The 20,263-nt window shown below is 74.2% G+C and carries 1 protein-coding gene and 3 pseudogenes; all 4 read right to left on the minus strand.

Annotation, left to right across the window (positions count from 1 at the left end; translation table 11 throughout):
- Positions 1–14 precede the first annotated feature (14 nt).
- Complete coding sequence (locus ACERZO_RS32875) at positions 15–10,217, minus strand: SDR family NAD(P)-dependent oxidoreductase (protein WP_444843239.1); 10,203 nt, start codon at positions 10,215–10,217, stop codon at positions 15–17.
- Positions 10,218–10,270: 53 nt separating this feature from the next.
- Positions 10,271–15,327, minus strand: a pseudogene (locus tag ACERZO_RS32880) (type I polyketide synthase); the annotation flags it as partial.
- A gap of 384 nt (positions 15,328–15,711) precedes the next feature.
- Positions 15,712–16,554, minus strand: a pseudogene (locus tag ACERZO_RS50375) (beta-ketoacyl reductase); the annotation flags it as partial.
- A 45-nt stretch (positions 16,555–16,599) separates the two neighbouring features.
- Positions 16,600–20,055: pseudogene (locus tag ACERZO_RS32885) on the minus strand (type I polyketide synthase); the annotation flags it as partial.
- Between the last annotated feature and the right edge of the window lie 208 nt (positions 20,056–20,263).

Raw genomic sequence — 20,263 nt, forward strand, 5'->3', positions numbered from 1 at the left:
GGAATAGGGGTCGACTAGTCGTCGTCACCACCGCCGATCGCCATGCTGATCAGCGCGTCGGTGTCGAGGTCGTCGATCGTGGCCTCTTCGACGGCTTCGGGCTCCACGGTTTCCTCGGGCAGGCGGACGCCCGCCAGCTCCAGCAGCCCGTCCAGGAGCCCGGCGGCCCGCAGCTTCTCCAGCGGGATGCCCGCCAGCGCGTCGCGAACCCCTTGTTCCGTAACGGCTTCCTCGACGACCTCGACCGCGGCCGGGGCCAGTTCGCCGACCAGGTGCTCGGCGAGGACCCGCGGGGTCGGGTAGTCGAAGATCAGGCTGACCGGCAGCTTGAGCCCGGTGACGAGGCTGAGCTTGTTGCGGAACCCGGTGGCGGACAGCGAATCGAAGCCGACCTCGTTGAACGAGCGGTCCGGTTCCACCGCCTCCGGCCCGGCGTGCCCCAGCAGCGTCGCCGCGTGGGTGCGCACCAGCGTCAGCACGGTCGGGACGCGCTTGGCCACCGGCAGCCCGGCCAGCTTCTTCGCCAGCGACTCGGTGTCCTCGGCCACGTCCTGCGCCGCACGCCGGCCGGGGGTGCCGGCCAGGCCGCGCAGGACGGCGGGCAGGTCGTCGTCGCCCGACGACGCCAGCACGCGGGTGTCCAGCGCGATCGGCACCAGCAGCGCGTCCGCGCCGCCGGCCGCCGCGTCCAGCAGCGCCAATCCGTCCTCAGTGGACAGTGCGGTGATACCGGTCTCGCCGATGCGGTGCGCGTCCGCGTCGTCCAGTGCCTCGCCCATGCCGTCGGCCCAGAGGCCCCACGCCAGCGACGTGCCGGCGAGGCCGTCGGCCCGGCGCCGGGCCGCCAGCGCGTCGAGGAACGCGTTGGCCGCGGCGTAGCTGCCCTGGCCCGGTGCGCCGAGGACGCCGGCGGCCGAGGAGAACAGCACGAACGCGCCGAGGTCGAGGTCGCGGGTCAGCTCGTGCAGCACCGAGGCCGCGTCGGCCTTGGGGCGCAGCACGGTGTCGAGCCGCTCCGGGGTCAGCGACGTCAGGACGCCGTCGTCGAGGACGCCGGCTGCGTGCACGACGGCCCGCAGCGGTGCCTCCGCCGGGATCGCGGCCAGCAGCGCTGACACGGCGTCGCGGTCAGCGACGTCGCAGGCGGCGATGGTGACGTCGGCGTCGAGCGCGGCCAGCTCAGCCGCCCCCGGTGCGTCGGCGCCCCGGCGGCTGACCAGCAGCAGGTTGCGCACGCCGTGCTCGGCGACCAGGTGCCGGGCCACGGCCGAGCCCAGCGCGCCGGTCGCGCCGGTGACCAGGACCGTGCCTTCCGCGTCCCACACCGGGGCCGCCACCGCGTCGGCCGCCTTGGCCAGCCGGGGCACCAGCACCGCGCCGGCCCGCAAGGCCACCTGCGGTTCGTCGGACGCCGCCACCGCGGCGAGCGTCCGGCCCGCGGGGGTGCCCGCGCCGAGGTCGACGAGGGTGATCCGGTCCGGGTGCTCGGCCTGCGCCGAGCGGACCAGGCCGGCCACCGCGGCCCCGACCGGGTCGGGGTTCTCGTCCGCCTCGGTCGCCACCGCGCCGCGGGTCACGACGATCAGCGACTCCCCCGGTCCGGCCAGCCAGGACTGCAGCAGGCCGAGCACGCGGTGCAGTTCGGTGTGCAGGTCGTCGCCGGCCACCGGGAGCACGGCCGGGCCGGTCGCCTCCGCCTCGGCGCCCAGCGCTTCGGTGAGACCGAAGGCGTCGGTCCCCAGCACGGACCAGTCGGTGACCTCGGCGACGGCGTCCAGCTCGGCGGGTTCCCAGGCGACGCGGAACAGCGTGTCGCCGCCACCGGCCGGGGCGGCCTGCGGAACGGCGGACATCGGCCGCAGCAGCAGCGACTCCACCGACGCGACCGGAGCCCCGGCGCCGTCGGCGACGTCCAGCGCGACCGCGCCGGTGCCGGCCGGGCGGACGTGCACCCGCAGCGTCGTCGCGCCGACGGCGTGCAGCCGCACGCCTTCCCACGCGAACGGCAGGGCGGGTTCGCTGCCCGCCGCGCCGGAGACGCCGATGGTGTGCAGCGCGGCGTCGAGCACGGCCGGGTGGACGCCGTAACGGTCCACATCGGACACCGACGCCGGGAGCCGGATCTCGGCGAACGCCTCGCCGTCGCGCTTCCAGGCCGCGACGAGCCCGCGGAACGCGGGGCCGTAGGCCAGCCCGTCGGCCGCGAGTTCTTCGTACGTGCCCTCCAGGTCGACCTGCTCGGCGCCGGCGGGCGGCCAGGCCGTCAGGTCGAAGCCCACCTTCGGACCGGCCTTGGCGAGCTTGCCGGTGGCGTGCCGCGTCCACGCGCCGCTCGCGCCCTCGGGTCGCGAGTGGACGCCGAACGCGCGGGTGCCATCGGCACCGGGGGCGTCGAGGGCGAACTGGACGCGGACGCCGGTCCGCTCCGGCACGACCAGCGGGTACTCCAGGGTCAGCTCGTCCAGCCGCGGGCAGCCCGCCTCGTCGCCCGCGCGGATCGCCATCTCGACGAACCCGGTGCCGGGGAACAGGATCGAGCCGCCGACGACGTGGTCGGCCAGCCACGGGTGCGTGCCCACGGAAAGCCGTCCGGAGAACAGCAGCCCGTCGGCGCCGGCCAGTTCCAGGGCCGACCCGAGGAGCGGGTGGTCCTCCTGGCTCACCGATCCGGTGGTGCTCTCCAGCCAGAAGCGCTGCCGCTGGAACGGGTACGTCGGCACCGCGACCGGCCGGGCACCGGTGGGCTCGTACACCGCGGTCCAGTCGACGTCGACGCCGCTGACGTGCAGCTGCGCGATGCCGGTCAGGGCGGCGACGGCTTCGTCGTTCTCCTTGTGCAGCAGGGAAGCCACGACCTCCGGCCGTTCGTCGAAGCACGCGGCCGTCATCGCGGCGAGCGTGGTGTCCGGGCCCAGCTCGAGGAACCGGTTGACGCCCTCGGCCGCGGCGCGGGTGACCGCGTCGGCGAACCGGACGCCTTCGCGCACCTGCTGGACCCAGTACTCCGGCGAGGTCAGGTCGGCGCCCTCGGCGACCGTCGAGACGACCGGGATCCGCGGCGGCGCGTAGGTCAGCTCCGCGGCGATCGCGCGGAACTCCTCGAGCATCGGCTCCATCAGGCGCGAGTGGAACGCGTGCGACACGTTCAGCTGCTTGGTGCGCTCGAACTTCGCCGCCACCGCGGCCACGGCGTCGGCCGCTCCCGAGATCACGACGGCGTTCGGCCCGTTGACCGCGGCGATGTCGACGCTGTCGTCGCGGACTTCTTCCGGCGTCGCTTCGATCGCCACCATGGCTCCGCCGGTGGGCAGCGCCTGCATCAGCGCACCCCGGGCGACGACCAGCTTGGCCGCGTCCGCCAGGGAGAACACGCCGGCGCAGTGGGCCGCGGCGATCTCGCCGATGGAGTGGCCGAGCAGGACGTCCGGCTTGACGCCCCACGACCGCACCAGGCGGAACAGCGCGACTTCCAGCGCGAACAGCGCGGGCTGGGTGTAGCGGGTCTCGGCCAGCTCGTCGGTGACCGAGCGGATCGGGCGGTCGAGGTGCCGGTCGACTTCCGCGCAGACCTCGTCGTACGCGGCCGCGAAGGCGGGGAACTGCTCGGCGAGCCGGGCGCCCATGCCGACGCGCTGCGCACCCTGGCCGGCGAACAGGAACGCCGTGCGGCCACCCGCGGTGGCGATCCCGCTGACGACGCCGCGCGCCTCCTCCTCGTCGACCAGGGCGGCGAGACCGCGGACGAACTGCGGCGAGCGCTGGCCGATGAGCACCGCGCGGCGGTCGAACGCGCCGCGGGTGGTGGCCAGCGAGAAGCCGATGTCGGCGAGGCTGCCCTCCGGGTCTTCATCCACATAGGACATGAGCTGCTCGGCCTGGGCGCGCAACGCCGCCGCGCCGCGGCCGGAGACCGGCCAGGCGACGGGACCGTCGTGATCGGGCGCGGCGGTCACCTCGCGGCGGTCGCCCTCCTCCAGGATGACGTGGGCGTTGGTGCCGCTGACGCCGAACGACGAGACACCGGCCCGGCGGGTGTGCCCGTTGGGCAGCCACTTCACCGGCTCGACCAGCGGCCGGACGCCACCGGACGACCAGTCGATCTCACTCGACGGGCGGCCGACGTGCAGCGTCGCGGGCAGCTCGCCCTGGCGCATGGCCATCACCATCTTGATGACGCCGGCGGCGCCGGCCGCGGCCTGGGTGTGGCCGAGGTTCGACTTGACCGAGCCGATCCACAGTGGACGGTCGGCGGAGGTCTCCTTGCCGTAGGTGGCCAGCAGCGCCTGGACCTCGATCGGGTCGCCCAGCTTCGTGCCGGTGCCGTGCGCCTCGACGGCGTCGACGTCGGCCGCGGAGAGGCCGGCGTCGGCCAGCGCCGCCCGGATCACGCGCTGCTGCGCAGGGCCGTTGGGCGCGGTGAGGCCGTTGGACGTGCCGTCCTGGTTGACCGCGCTGCCCTTGAGCACCGCGAGCACCGGGTGGCCGAGGCGCCGGGCCTCGGACAGCCGCTCCAGCACCAGCACGCCGACGCCTTCGGACCAGGTGGTGCCGTCGGCGTCGTCGGAGAACACCTTGCAGCGGCCGTCGGCGGCCAGCCCCTTCTGGCGGCTGAACTCGACGAACGTCTCCGGCGTCGCCATCACGGTGACACCGCCGGCCAGGGCGAGCGAGCAGTCGCCGCTGCGCAGGGCCTGGGCCGCCATGTGCATCGCGACCAGCGACGACGAGCACGCCGTGTCGACGCTGACCGCCGGGCCCTCCAGGCCGAGCGTGTAGGACACCCGGCCGGTGACGATCGAGCCGGCGCTGTTCGCGCCCACGTAGTCGTGGTACTGGACGCCCGCGTAGACGCCGGTCGGGCTGCCCTTGAGCGACGTCGGGTCGATGCCCGCGCGCTCGAGGGCCTCCCAGCAAGCCTCCAGCAGGAGCCGCTGCTGCGGGTCGATCGCCGGGGCTTCCTTCGGCGAGACGCCGAAGAAGGTGGCGTCGAAGTCGCCGGCGTCGTGGACGAACCCGCCGCGGGCCACGTAGGTCGTGCCGGGGCGGCGGCCGGTCGGGTCGAGCAGGCCGTCGACGTCCCAGCCGCGGTCGGCCGGGAAGTCGCCGATGGCGTCGCGGCCGCCGGCGACGAGGTCCCACAGCTGCTCGGGCGAGGTGACCCCGCCGGGCAGCCGGCAGGCCATGCCGACGATCGCGATGGGCTCGTCGGACGCCTTGGCCGACGCCGTGGCGATCTCTTCCACCCCGCCCGTCAGCTCGATGAGCAGGTGCGCGGCCAGTGCGGACGGCGTCGGGTGGTCGAAGATCAACGTCGCGGGCAGGCGCTGCCCGGTCGCCGCGGTGAGGCCGTTGCGCAGCTCGATCGCGGTGAGCGAGTCGAAGCCGAGGGACTGGAACTGCGCGGCCGGCTCGATCTCGTGCCCGCCGCCGTAGCCGAGGACGGTGGCCGCGTGCCCGCGGACCAGGTCCAGCACGGCGTCGGCCCGGTCGGCTTCCGGCAGGGCGCGGACGCGGGCGGCGAAGGAGTCCTCGGCGGCCGCGGACGCACTCGCCGCGACGCGCCGGGTGGGCCGCCCGGTCAGCTCCTCCAGGGTCTTCGGGATCCGGTCCAGCTTGCGCAGCGCCGGCAGGTCGAGCTTCACCGGCACGACCGCCGCCTGACGGGACGCCAGCGCGCGGTCGAACAGGTCGAGAGCGTCCGAAGTGGACAGCGGCACGATGCCGCCCGAAGCCAGGCGCGCGATCTCGGCCTCGGTCAGGGTGCCGCCCATGCCGCCGACCTCGCCCCACAGGCCCCAGCCCAGCGACAGCGCGGGCAGGCCGTGCGCGACGCGGTGGGCGGCGAGGCCGTCGAGGAACGCGTTCGCGGCGGCGTACCCGCCCTGGCCCGGCGCGCCGAGCACGCCGGAGACCGAGGAGAACAGCACGAACGCCGAGAGCGCCGTGTCGCGGGTGAGTTCGTGCAGGTTGAGTGCGCCGTCGACCTTCGGCCGCAGCACGGTGTCGAGGCGCTCGGGCGTCAGCGCGGTGACGACGCCGTCGTCGAGGACGCCGGCGGCGTGCACCACCGACGTGAGCGGGTGCTCGGCCGGGATCCCGGCCAGGACCTGAGCCAGGGCGGCGCGGTCGGCGACGTCGCAGAGCGCGATGTCGACGTGGACGCCCAGCTCGGCGCCCAGGCTTTCCAGCGCGGGCGTGCTGCGCCGGCTGACCAGCAGGAACCGCCGGACGTCGTGCTTTTCGGCCAGGTGCCGGACGAGCGCGCCGCCGATCGCGCCGGACGCGCCGGTGACCAGCACCGTGCCGCCCGGGTGGAAGTACGCCGGTTCGGCGGCCGCCGCGGTACGCACCAGGCGCGGGACGAGGACCGCGCCGAAGCGGACGGCGGCCTGTGCCTCCCCGGTGGCGAGAACCTGCGGGAGGATCTCGGCCGCGGTGCTGTCGGCGTCCAGGTCCAGGAGCACGAACGTGTCCGGGTTCTCCTCCTGTGCCGAGCGTACGAGACCCCAGGCCGCGGCCGCGGCGAGGTCGGTGACGCCCCCGGCCGCCGCGACGGCACCTCGGGTGACGACGACCAGGCGCGCGTCCTCCGGGTGCTCCTCGGCGAGCCAATCCTGCAGTGCGGCGAGCACCCCGTGGGTCACCTCGTGCGTGTCGGTGCCCGCGACCTCGAAGATCTCGGCGGCCGAGGCGTCCACAGTGGACTCCGCGGCGATGCGCTGCCACTCGACCCGGTAGAGCGGGGCCTCCGTCGCGACCGGCGCGGTGAACGCGCGGAACACGGTCTCGGCGACGGTGGCGACCGGCGCCCCGGTGGAGTCGGCGAGCGCGACCGCGAAGCCGTCCTCGGTGGTCGGCGTGAACTTCACCCGCAGCGCCGAAGCGCCGGTGGCGTGCAGTTCGACGCCCGTCCAGCAGAACGGGACGCGGCCGACTCCGCCGTCTCCCCCGCCCGCGACACGCAGGGCGTGCGTGCAGGCGTCGAGCGCGGCCGGGTGCAGGCCGAAGCGGTCGGCGTCGCTGTCCTCGGGCAGGGCGACCTCGGCGAAGACCTCGCGGCCGCGGCTCCAGACCGCCCGCAGCGAGCGGAAGAGCGGGCCGTAGGTGAGGCCGGTGCCGGCGAAGTCGTCGTACAGGCCGTCGATCGCGACGGGCTCGGCGCCGGCCGGCGGCCATTCGGTCAGCTCGGTCCCGCGGTGCGCCTGCGGGGCGACGGTGCCGTCGGCGTGCGCCGTCCACGGGTCGTCGGTGTCTTCGAGGCGCGAGTGGACGCTGACGGCGCGGACGCCGTTCTCCCCCGCGGCCCCGACCGTGACCTGCACCTGGACGCCGCCGCGGTCCGGGACGACCAGGGGGCTGCCGAGCGTCAGCTCCTCGATGCGGCCGCAGCCGACCTGGTCGCCGGCGCGGATCGCCAGCTCCAGGAAGGCCGTGCCGGGCACGGTGGCGACGTCGCCGAGCCGGTGCTCGTCGAGCCACGCGTGGGTTTCCAGGGACAGCCGGCCGGTGAGCACGACGCCGTCGGTGTCGGCGAGCGCGACGGCCGCGCCGAGCAGCGGGTGCCCGGCGGAGGTGAGGCCGGCGGCGGACACCTCGTCGCGGTTGGCGCGGGCGTCGATCCAGTAGCGCTTGCGCTGGAAGGCGTACGGCGGCAGGTCGACGCGCCGGGCGCCGCGGCCCTCGAAGACCGCGGCCCAGTCCGGCGCGAGCCCGCTGACGTACAGCTCGGCCAGCGCGGTGAGCGCGGTGGCGGGCTCGGGACGGTCCTTGCGCAGGACCGGCACGACGACCGCGTCCGTCGCTTGCCGGGTCAACGCCGACAGGACACCGTCCGGCCCGACCTCGACGAACCGCGAGACGCCCTGGGCGCTCAGCGCGGTGAGGCCGTCGTGGAACCGGACGGCCGCGCGGACGTGCGAGACCCAGTACTCCGGCGTGGCGACCTCGGGACCGGCGAGCGCGCCGGACACATTGGACACCAGCGGGATCTCGGGCTGGGCGTAGGTGAGCGTGCGGGCGACTTCGCCGAACTCGGCCAGCATCGGCTCCATCAGCGGCGAGTGGAACGCGTGCGACACCTTCAGCTTGGCCGACTTGCGGCCGTCGAACTCCGCGACGACGGCCGTGACGGCGTCCTCGGTGCCGGACAGCACGACGGAGTCCGGGCCGTTGATCGCGGCGATGCTGACGCCGCCGGTCAGGTGCGGCGTGACCTCGTCCTCGGTGGCCTGCAGTGCGACCATGGCACCGCCGGTCGGCAACGCCTGCATCAGCTTGGCGCGGGCGGCAACCAGCTTGGCCGCGTCGGCCAGGGACAGCACCCCGGCGACGTGCGCGGCGGCCAGTTCGCCGACCGAGTGGCCGAGCAGGAAGTCGGGCTTGATGCCCCACGAGGACAGCAGCCGGAACAGCGCGACCTCGATCGCGAACAGCGCGGGCTGGGTGTAGCCGGTCTGGTTGATCAGGCGCGGCTTGTCGAAGACGACCGTCTTCAGTGGACGGTCGAGGTGCTGGTCCAGTTCCGCGCACACCTCGTCCAGCGCGGCGGCGAACACCGGGAACGCGGCGGCCAGCTCGGCCCCCATGCCCGCGCGCTGCGCGCCCTGCCCGGAGAACAGGAACGCGGTCTGCCCTTCGACCAGCTCGCCGACTTCCACGGCCGTAAGACCTGCCTTGCCGTTGAACACCACCGCACGGTGGCTCAGCGGCGAGCGTGACGTCGCCAACGAGAACCCGATGTCGAGCGCCGATGCGTCCACATCAGACAGTCGCGCGGCCTGGGCCTTCAGCGCGGCGGCGCCGTGTCCGGACAGGGGCCACGGGACCGGAATTTCCGAGGGCCAGTTCGGCGTGGTCTCCTCGACCTCGATGGCCGGCGCCTCTTCGACGATGACGTGCGCGTTGGTGCCGCTGACGCCGAACGACGAGACGCCGGCGCGGCGCGGCCGGTCCCCCGCGGCCCACGGCCGCTCCTCGGTCAGCAGCTCGACGTTCCCGGCGGTCCAGTCGACCTCGGTGCTCGGTTCGGTGACGTGCAGGGTCTTCGGCAGCAGGCCGTTGCGCAGGGCCTGCACCATCTTGATCACGCCGCCGACGCCGGCCGCGCCCTGGGCGTGGCCGATGTTCGACTTGATCGAACCGAGCCACAGCGGGCGGTCGCGGTCCTGGCCGTAGGTGGCGAGCAGGGCCTGCGCCTCGATCGGGTCGCCGAGCGTGGTGCCGGTGCCGTGGCCTTCGACAGCGTCCACATCGGACGCCGAGAGCTGCGCGTTGGCCAGCGCCTGGCGGATGACGCGCTGCTGGGACGGGCCGTTCGGGGCGGTGAGGCCGTTGGACGCGCCGTCGGAGTTGACCGCGGTGCCGCGCACGACGGCGAGGACGGGGTGGCCGTTGCGGCGGGCGTCGGACAACCGCTCCAGCAGGAGCGTGCCCGCGCCCTCGGCCCAGCCGGTGCCGTCGGCGCTGTCGGAGAACGGCTTGCAGCGGCCGTCGGCGGCGAGGCCGCGCTGGCGGCTGAACGCGACGAACGGGCCGGGCCGCGACATCACCATGACGCCGCCGGCCAGCGCCAGCGCGCAGTCGCGCTGCCGCAGCGCCTGCACGGCCAGGTGCAGCGCGACCAGCGACGACGAGCAGGCCGTGTCGATGGTGATGGCCGGGCCTTCCAGGCCCAGGGCGTAGGCGATCCGGCCGGAGATGACCGAGCCGGCGTTGCCGGTGCTCAGGTAGTCCTGCACCTCGCCGGCGAGCACCGCCGGCGGCAGCTCGTCGTAGTAGTCCTGGTCGCCGCTGCCGAGGAAGACGCCGACCTGCTGCTTGGCCAGCGAGTGCGGCGCGATACCGGCGCGTTCGAAGGTCTCCCACGCCAGTTCCAGCGTGAGCCGCTGCTGCGGGTCCATGGCGAGCGCCTCGCGCGGCGAGATGCCGAAGAAGGGCGCGTCGAACTGGGCGACGTCGTGGAGGAAGCCGCCCTCGCTCACGTAGCTCGTGCCCGGGCTGTCGGGGTCGGCGTCGAACATGGTGTCCAGGCCCCAGCCGCGGTCGGTCGGGAACGGCCCGATCGCGTCCCGGCCCTGCGCCACCAGTTCCCAGAGGTCCTCCGGGGAGCGGACGTCGCCCGGGTACCGGCAGCCCATCGCGACGATGGCGATCGGCTCGGCGTCGGCGGCCTCGACCTCGCGCAGCCGCTCCCGCGTCTCCTGCAGGGTGGCGGTCACCCGCTTCAGGTAGTCGACCAGCTTGCTTTCGTCAGTCATCGTGGACATACCTCTCAGGCGCCGAGCTCGTTGTCGATGAGGGCGAACAGCTCATCCGTGGTCGCGGTCTCCAGCACGTCGGTGGCCTTCGCGCCGGACAGGGTCTTGTGCAGCGTGGTGACCATCGCCTGCAGCCGGGCGACGATCCGGGACCGGTCGATCTCCGCAGCGTCCAAAGTGGACGCGACGGCCTCCAGGCGGTCCAGCTCGACCTCCAGCGGGACCGCGGCCTCGCCGCCGCCCAGCTGGGTCCACAGGTGCTCGGCCAGCGCCTGCGGGTTGACGTGGTCGAACGCGACGGTCGCCGGCAGCTTCAGGCCGGTGGCCGCGCCGAGCCGGTTGCGCAGGTCGACCGCGGTCACGGAGTCGAAGCCCAGCTCCTTGAACGCGCGGGCCGGTTCGACCGCCGAGCCGCCGTCGTAGCCGGCGACCACGGCGACCTCGGTGCGCACCAGTTCCAGGAGCGTCCGCCGCAGCTCGGCGGACGGCAGCCCGCGCAGGTCGCCGTTGTCGGCCGGGGCCTCGGTCTTGTCCTCGCCGACCTCGGGCAAGGCGCGCAGCAGCGGCCGCGGGCGGGCGAGCTGGTACACCGGGGCGAACGCGGCCCAGTCGATGTCGGCGACCACCAGGTGCGTCTCGTCGTGGTCGAGGGCCTGGCCCAGTGCTTCGACGGCCAGTTCCGGCGCCATCTCGGCGAGGCCCATGCGGCGCAGCAGGTCGCTCGCTTCGGCGTCGACCATGCCGCCACCACCCCAGGAGCCCCACGCGATCGCGGTCGCCGTGCGGCCCGCGGCGCGGCGGCGCCGGGCGAGCGCGTCGAGGTAGGCGTTGCCCGCGGCGTAGGCGGGCTGGCCGGAAGTGCCCCACACGGCGGCGCCGGAGGACATCAGCACGAACGCGTCCAGTTCGGTGTCGCCGAGCAGCTCGTCGAGCAGCGCGGCGCCGGTGACCTTGGCGCGGGTGGCCGCGGCGAACTCGCCGGGTGTGACGTCGGCCAGCGGTGACTCGGCGGTGAGCACGCCGGCGGCGTGCACGACGGCGGTCGGCGGGTGCTCGGCCAGCAGGGCTTTCAGCTGCTCCCGGTCGGAGACGTCGCAGGCCACGACCGTGGCGCCCAGCTCTTCGGCCAGCTCACGCGCGCCTTCGGCGTCGAGACCGCGACGGCTGGTGAGCACGAGGTCGTTCGCCCCGCGGCCGGCCAGCCAGCGGGCGACGTGCGCGCCGACCGCGCCCGTGCCGCCGGTCACCAGGACCGTCCCGCGCGGCTGCCACTCGTCCGCGGTGCCGGTCAGCGGAGCGTGGACCATGCGCCGCGCGAACACCCCGGACGGCCGGATCGCGACCTGGTCTTCACTGTCCACACCGGACACCACCGCGGCCAGGCGGGCGGCGTCGGCGGGGCCGTCGACGTCGACCAGGCCACCCCAGGTGGCGGGCTGGTCGAGCGCGGCGACCGTGCCGAGGCCCCACACCGCGGCGGCGGCCGGGTCGGCGCCGGAGAAGGCGTCGACCGCGACGGCGCCGCGGGTGACGACCCACACCGGAGCGTCGCTGTCCCGCAGGACTTGCAGCAGGGCGATGGTGGCGGCGACCGCGGTGCTGAGCGCGGGGTGCTCCGGGTGTTCGCGGGTGTCGAGGGCCAGCAGCGACAGCACGCCGTCGAACGGCCGCACCGCCGTCGCTTCGGTGAGCGCCTCCGCCAGTTCCCCGTGCTCGGCGATCACCCGGACGACATCGCCCTGCCCGGCGAGCGCGTCGGCCAGTTCGGCCGCCTCGGGGACGCCGGCCGGGACGACGACCAGCCAGGTGCCGACCAGCCCGCCCGTGACGGTCACCGGCGCCCAGGACACGCGGTAGCGCCAGGATTCCACAGTGGACAGTTCGGTGCGGCGGCCGTGCCAGGCGGCGAGTGCCGGGACGATTTCGCCCAGGGGGGCCGCTTCGACGCCGAGCCTCGTCGCCAGCGCGTCGACGTCACCGCTCGTGACGTCCTGCCAGAAGTCCTGGTCGGCGACCGACGCCCGGGGCAGTGCCGAGGTGGCTTCCTCTTCGAGCCAGAAGCGCTTGTGCTGGAACGGATAGGTCGGCAGGTCGGCGATCCGGCCACCGGGCACCAGCGAGGCCCAGTCCGCCGCACCGCCGCGGACCGAGTGCTCGGCCAGCGACGTCGCGAACCGCGTCAGGCCGCCTTCGTCGCGGCGCAGGGTGCCGGTGACGGAACCGCTGTGCTCGCCCTCGTCGAGGGTCTCCTGGATGCTCATCGCGAGCACCGGGTGCGGGCTGACCTCGACGAACCGGGTGTAGCCCGCCTCGGCGAGCTTCGCGACGACCGGGGCGAACCGGACCGTGGTGCGGAGGTTCGTGAACCAGTACCGGGCGTCCATCGTCGCCCCGGGCTCCTCGGTCACCGTCGAGGTCATCGCGACGGTGCCGGCGCCGGGCTCGATCGGGCCGAGGTCGGCCAGCAGGCGGTCGGCGAGGTGCTCGACGTGCGCGGAGTGCGACGCGTAGTCCACCGGGACGCGCTTGGCGCGGAAGCCTTCGGCGACGAGCTGGTCGCGCAGCTCGTCGAGGGCGTCGCCGTCGCCGGACAGCACGGCCGAGGTGGCGCCGTTGTCGGCGGCCAGGGAGATCCGGCCGTCCCAGGCGTCCAAGCGGGTCAGCAGCTCGGCGGCGGGCAGGCCGGCGGCGAGCATGCCACCGCCGCGGCCGCCGAGGACGTCCCCGATCGCCTTGCTGCGCAACGCGACCACGCGCGCACCGTCCTGAAGGGACAGCGCACCGGACACGCTCGCCGCGGCGATCTCGCCCTGCGAGTGGCCGATCACCATGTCCGGCTCGACGCCGTGCGCACGCCACAGCGCGGCCAGCGAAACCATCACGGCCCACAGCATCGGCTGCACGACGTCGACCCGGTCGGCGGGCGGGGTGCCCGGCTCGCCGTGCAGGACATCGATCACCGACCAGCCGGTGAACTCGTGCAGCGCGGCGTCGCACTCGGCCATCCGGGCGGCGAACGCCGGCGACTGCGTCAGCAGCTCGGTCGCCATGCCGGTCCACTGGGAGCCCTGGCCGGGGAAGACGAACACGGTCTTGCCACGGACGTCGGCGGTCCCGGTGACGACGTCGGGGCGCGAACCGCCCGCGGCCAGCGTCTCCAACGCCTGCTTCGGATCCGTCGACAGCACCACCGCGCGGTGGTCGAGCCGTGCGCGACCGGTGGCGAGGGTGTGCGCGACGTCGACGAGGTTTCCGTCCACGTGGGACGCCAGCCGCGCGGCGGCTTCGGCCAGCGCGGCCGGGGTCTTGGCCGACAGGACCAGCGGGTGGACCGCGGGCAGCGGCGGCTCGACGGCGTCGCTCTCGGGCGCCTGCTCCAGGATGACGTGCGCGTTGGTGCCGCTGACGCCGAACGACGACACGGCGGCCCGGCGCGGGCGGCCGACCTCGGGCCAGTCGCGCGCCTCGGTGAGCAGCTCGACCGCGCCCGCCGTCCAGTCGACGTGCGTCGAGGGCGTGCCGACGTGCAGGGTGCGCGGTGCCTTGCCGTGGCGCAGCGCCTGCACCATCTTGATCACGCCGGCGACGCCGGCCGCGGCCTGCGGGTGGCCCATGTTGGACTTGATCGAGCCGAGCAGCAGCGGCTCGCCCGTGGTGCGCTGCCCGTAGGTCTCCATCAGCGACTGCGCTTCGATCGGGTCGCCGAGCGCGGTGCCGGTGCCGTGTGCCTCGACGAGGTCCACATCGGACCGCGACAGCCCGGCGTCGGCGAGCGCGGCCTCGATCACGCGGACCTGCGAGGGCCCGTTCGGGGCGGAGAAGCCGTTGCTGGCGCCGTCCTGGTTGATCGCGGAGCCGCGCAGCAGCGCGAGGACGCGGTGGCCGTTGCGGCGCGCGTCGGAGAGCTTCTCCAGCACGAGGACGCCGACGCCCTCGGCCCACGACGTCCCGTCGGCGTCGTCCGAAAAGGACTTGCTGCGGCCGTCGGCGGAAAGCCCGCGGCGCCCGCTGAAGTCGACGAACATCTCGGGGGTGCCCATGACGGCGACGCCGCTGGCGAGCGCGAGGGAGCAGTCGCCGTCGCGCAGGCCCTGGGCGGCCATGTGCAGCGCGACCAGCGACGACGAGCACGCCGTGTCGACCGAGACCGACGGGCCTTCGAGGCCGAGGGTGTAGGAGACCTGGCCGGAGACGAGGCTGCCGTCGGGGCTGCCGCCGCTGTAGTCGTGGTACATCACGCCGGCGTAGACGCCGGTCGGGCTGCCCTTGAGCGAGTGCGGGTCGAGCCCGGCGCGTTCGAAGGCCTCCCAGGAGGCTTCGAGGAGGATCCGCTGCTGCGGGTCGGACCGGCGGGCGTCCCGCGGGCTGATGCCGAAGAACTCGGCGTCGAAACCCGGGGCGTCGTAGAGGAAACCGCCGTGCCGCGTGTAGGTCTTGCCCGGCCGGTCGGGGGTGGGGTCGTAGATGCCCTCGAGGTCCCACCCGCGGTCGGCGGGGAACTCCCCGATGACGTCGCGGCCCTGGTCGACCAGCTCCCACAGGTCGTCCGGCGTCCGGACGCCGCCGGGATAGCGGCAGCTCATGCCGATGATGGCGATGGGTTCGGTGTGCTGAGCTTCCAGCTCCTGGACGCGGCGGCGGGCCGCCTGCAGGTCCGCCGTCGCCCGCTTCAGGTAGTCGCGGAGCTTGTCCTCGTTGCTCATGAGATCCCCAGTTCCTCGTCGAGCACGGCGAAGAGCTCGTCGTCGGTGGCTTCGTCCAGGTCGGCGGACTCGGTGGTGGTCGTGTTCGCTTCGGTCCACTTGCGCAGCAGCGCGTCCAGGCGGGCCGTGACCTTCGCCGTCGAGCCGTTCAGCGAGCCCGCTCCCGTCAGGAGCGTCTCCAGGCGGTCGATCTCGGCGAGCAAGGAGTCCGCCGCACCGCGGGCCGGGCCCAGCAGCGCGTGCAGCCGCTTGGCCAGCGCCGCCGGCGTCGGGTGGTCGAACACGATCGTCGCCGTCAGCTTCAGGCCGGTGAGCGCGCCCAGCTGGTTGCGCAGCTCCACCGACGTCAGCGAGTCGAAGCCCATCTCCTGGAACGCGCGCCCGGGCTCGACGAACCCGAGGCCCAGCACGGCCTTGACCTGCCCGGACACGACCTCGAGGAGGTACGCCTCGCGCTCGGGCTCCGGCAGCGCGGCCAGGCGGGCCGCCACGGCGCCGTCGGTCTTCGCGACCGTCCGGCGGGGTGCCTGCCGGACCATCCCGCGCAGGACCGGCGGCAGAGAGTCCGCGCGGGACCGCAGGGCCGCGAGGTCCAGCTTCACCGGGGCGAGGACGGCGTCGTCGGCGACGAGGCACGCGTCGAACAGCGCGAGGGCGTCGGCCGTCGCCATCGGCGGGGTGCCGAGACGGCGCAGGCGGCGGAAGTCGGCTTCGGTCAGCTCGCCGGCCATGCCGCCGTCGTCGGCCCACGCGCCCCAGTCGAGCGACGTCGCCGGGAGGCCCTGGGCGTGGCGGTGCCGGGCCAGTTCGTCGAGGAACGCGTTGGCCGCGGCGTACCCGGCCTGGCCGGCGGCCAGCACGGTGCTCGCGGCCGAGGAGAACAGGATGAACGCGTCGAGGCCTTCAGTCAGCTCGTGCAGGTGCCAGGCGCCGTCGACCTTCGGGGCGAAGACGCGGTCGAGTTCGTCGTCGGTGAGGCTCTCGACGCGGCCGGCGGACGGGATGCCCGCGGCGTGCACGACCGCGGTCAGCGGAACGCCCTCGACCAGCTCGGCCACCGACGCGCGGTCGGTGACGTCGCAGCTCGCGATGGTGACCTCGGCGCCGAGCCGCGTCAGCTCGTCGCGCAGGTCGGCCGCTCCGGGCGCGTCGGCGCCGCGACGGCTGGAGAGCAGCAGGTGCCGGACGCCGTGGTTCGTCACCAGGTGCTTCGCGATGACGGCGCCGAGGCCGCCCGTACCGCCGGTGATCAGGACCGTGCGGTCGGGGTGCCAGCCCAGCTCGCCGGCCGGGGTCGCCGCTACCAGGCGCGGGACGTAGGCCTTTCCGGCGCGGACGGCCACCTCGGGCTCGCCGGTCGCCAGCGCGGTTTCGACGTCGCCGTCGACGAGGACGAACCGGCCCGGGTTCTCGGCTTCGGCCGCGCGGACCAGGCCCCAGACCGTCGCGAGAGCCGGATCGACGTCCTCGCCGTCGACCGACACCGCGCCGCGCGTGACGACGGCCAGGCGGTCTTCGGTGGTGCGGATGGCGTCGAGCACCTGGCGCGTGACCGCGCGGGCCCGTTCCGGCACCGTGCCGTCCACACTGGACACTTCGAGGACGGTCGCTTTCGTTTCTTCGCCGCCGGTAGCGGGTTCCCAGGCGATGCGGAAGAGCGAGCTCGGGGCCAGCTTGTCCAGGGAGATCGGTCGTGCGGCCAGGGAATCGACCGTCAGCACCGGCATCCCGGTGGAGTCGGCGATCCGCAGCGTGATGGTCTCCGGGCCGGTCGGCGACACGTGGACGCGGACCGCGCCGGTGCCGGCGGCGTGCCAGGTCGTGCCGCTGAACGCGAACGGCAGCATCGGCTTCGCGTCACCGTCTTCGGGCGCGGGGCCGAGCAGCTGGGCGTGCATCGCGGCGTCGAACAGCGCCGGGTGCAGGCCGTAGTCGCGAGCGTCCGCGGAGACTTCGACCTCCGCGTAGACGTCGTCCCCGTGCCGCCACATCGCGCGCAGGCCCTGAAAGGCCGGGCCGTAGTCGTAGCCCAGGTCCGCGAGCTGCGCGTACGGGTCCGCCAAGGGGATCTCGGTGGCTCCGGCGGGCGGCCATTCGGCGAGGTCGAACGCCGGCGCGGCCGCTTCGGCCGTGATGAACCCTTCGGCGTGCCGGGTCCACGCGTCGTCGCCGTCGGGTCGCGAGTGGACGGTCAGCCGACGGCGTCCGTCCTCTTCGGATTCGAGGCTCACCTGGAGTGCCGCCCCGGTGGTCAGGGCGAGCGGTGCGTGCAGCGTCAGCTCGTCGAGCCCGGCGAAGCCGATCTCGTCGGCGGCGGCGCGGGCCAGCTCGACGAACGCCGTGCCGGGCACCAGGACCGTGCCGAGCACGACGTGGTCGGCCAGCCACGGCACGGTGTCCGTCGACAGGCGGCCGGTGAGGACGATCGTGTCCGTCTCCGGCACGCGGACGACGGCGCTGAGCATCGGGTGGGCGGCGGCCTGCTGGCCGTGGTCGCCGGCGTCACCGGTCGCGATCGTCGCGGGCAGCCAGTAGCGGGTGCGGCGGAAGGCGTACGTCGGCACCTCGACGCGTCGCGCGCCGGCGTAGAACGCTGGCCAGTCAACGGGAATCCCGCGAGCGTGCAGGGTGGCGACCGCCGTGACGACGGCGTGGGTTTCGTCGCGGTCCGGGCGGACGGCCGGGACGAACGCGAGGGTGTCGTCGTCCAGCGCGGTGCTCCCGGCGGCGGTCAGGACCGGGGCCGGGCCGATCTCGACGAACGTCCGGACGCCGTCCTCGGCGAGGGCGCGGACGCCGTCGTCGAACCGGACGGTCGCGCGGACCTGCTCCACCCAGTACTCCGGCGAGGTCAGGTCGGCACCCTTGTCCACAGTGGACGTGAGCGGGATTTCGGGCTTGGCGTAGGTGAGTTTCTTCGCCACGGCCGCGAACTCGGCCAGCATCGGCTCCATCAGCGGCGAGTGGAAGGCGTGCGAGACGCGCAGCTTCTTGGCGCGCTCGAAGTGCGCGGCGACGGCGGCGACCGCATCCTCGGTGCCGGAGACGACCAGCGAAGCCGGGCCGTTGATCGCGGCGATGCTCACGCCGTCGGTCAGCAGCGGGGTCACCTCGGCCTCGGCGGCCGGGATCGCGACCATCGCCCCGCCCGCGGGCAGGGCCTGCATGAGCCGGGCGCGGGCGGCGACGAGCGTGCAGGCGTCGTCGAGCGAGAGGATGCCGGCGACGTGCGCCGCGGCCAGCTCGCCGATCGAGTGGCCGAGCAGGTGGTCCGGCTTCAGGCCCCACGACTCGAGGAGCCGGTACAGCGCGACCTCGAACGCGAACAGCGCGGGCTGCGTAAAACCGGTCTGTGCCAAAGCATCGGCGTCGTCCAGGACAGCGCGGTCGAGGCCGAGCCGGGTGCACGCGGCGTCGAGGGCCTCGGCGAACACCGGGTACTTCGCCAGCCGGCGGCCCATCCCGGCGCGCTGGGCGCCCTGGCCGGTGAAGAGGAAGGCCGTCCGGCCGGTGCCGCGGCGGTCGCGGACGACGTTCGGCGCGTCTTCTCCTGCCACGATCGCGGCCAAGCCGGCGCGCACCTCGGTGTCGTCGGAGCCGACGACGACAGCGCGGTGGTCCAGCGCCGAACGGGTCGTGGCCAGCGAGAAGCCGATGTCGGTGAGGTTCCCGTCGTGGTCGAGGAGCTGTTGCGCCTGTGCGGCGACGGCGTCCGCGGAGTCCGCCGAGACCGGCCACGCGACCACGGGAACCTCGGTGGCGGGCTCGTCTTCCGCGGGCTCGGCCTGTTCGATGATGACGTGGGCGTTGGTGCCGCTGATGCCGAACGACGACACCGCGCCGCGGCGGGGGCGGCCCGCCTCGGGCCAGTCGCGGGCCTCGGTGAGCAGCTCGACGGCGCCGGCCGACCAGTCGACGTGCGGCGACGGCGTGTCGACGTGCAGGGTCTTCGGCAGCACGCCGTGCCGGATGGCCTGGACGACCTTGATCACGCCGCCGACCCCGGCCGCGGCCTGGGTGTGCCCGATGTTGGACTTGAGGGAACCGAGCCACAGCGGCTCTTCCCGGCTCTGCCCGTAGGTCGCGAGCAGGGCCTGCGCTTCGATCGGGTCGCCGAGCTTGGTGCCCGTGCCGTGGCCTTCGACGAGGTCGACGTCCGTTGTGGACAGTCCGGCGGTGGCGAGGGCCTGGCGGATCACGCGTTGCTGTGCGGGTCCATTGGGGACGGTCAGGCCGCTGGAGGCACCGTCGGAGTTGACCGCGCTGCCACGCACGACGGCGAGGACGTGGTGGCCGAGACGCTGGGCGTCGGAGAGGCGCTCGACGACGAGGACGCCGACGCCTTCGCCCCAGCCCGTGCCGTCGGCACCGGCGGCGAAGGCCTTGCAGCGGCCGTCGTCGGACAGGCCGCGCTGCTCGGTGAAGTAGACGAAGGTCTCGGGCGTGGCCATGACGGTGACGCCGCCGACGAGGGCCAGCGAGCAGTCGCCGCGGCGCAGCGCCTGCGCGGCCCAGTGCAGGGCGACGAGCGAGGAAGAGCACGCGGTGTCGACGCTGACAGCCGGGCCTTCCAGCCCGAGCGCGTAGGCGACCCGGCCGGAGACGACGCTGCCGGCGGCGGCGTGGCCGAGGTAGTCGTGGTACATGACGCCGGCGAAGACCCCGGTGCTGCTGCCCCGCAGGGTTTCGGGCACGATGCCGGCGCGCTCGAGCGCGGTCCAGGAGGTCTGGAGCAGGAGTCGCTGCTGGGCGTCCATGGAGAGCGCCTCGCGGGGCGAGATCCCGAAGAACTCCGGGTCGAACTCCGCGGCGTCGTAGAGGAAGCCGCCTTCGCGGGTGTTGGTGGTGCCGGGCTTCTCCCCCGCCGGGTCGTAGAGCCGATCGAGCGGCCACCCGCGGTCGGCGGGGAAGGCACCGATGCCGTCGGTCCCGGAAGCGACGAGCTCCCAGAGGTCCTCAGGGCTCCCGACGCCACCGGGATACCGGCAGTCCATGCCGACGATCGCGATGGGTTCGGTATCGCGCCGCCGGACCTCCTGCAGGGCACCCTTGGCCTCCCGCAGGTCGGCGGTGGCGCGCTTCAGGTAGTCGAGCAGCTTCCGCTCGTTTTCGGCGCTCACGCCATTACCCCCGTTCCGGCGCGAGGCCGGGAAATGGCAGGAAAAACGGTACTCACGTAATCGACCACCTAACCGCGAAAGGGGTGGAAGGTGCCACGCCGAAAACGCTACCGAGCGACTTTCGGCCGCCCCACCCCTAACGGCCCCACAATCACCCGGGGCTCGGGGGCGGGCCGGCCCGGGC

The organism is Amycolatopsis kentuckyensis (assembly GCF_041679295.1).
GTDB classification, from domain to species: Bacteria; Actinomycetota; Actinomycetes; order Mycobacteriales; family Pseudonocardiaceae; genus Amycolatopsis; species Amycolatopsis kentuckyensis_A.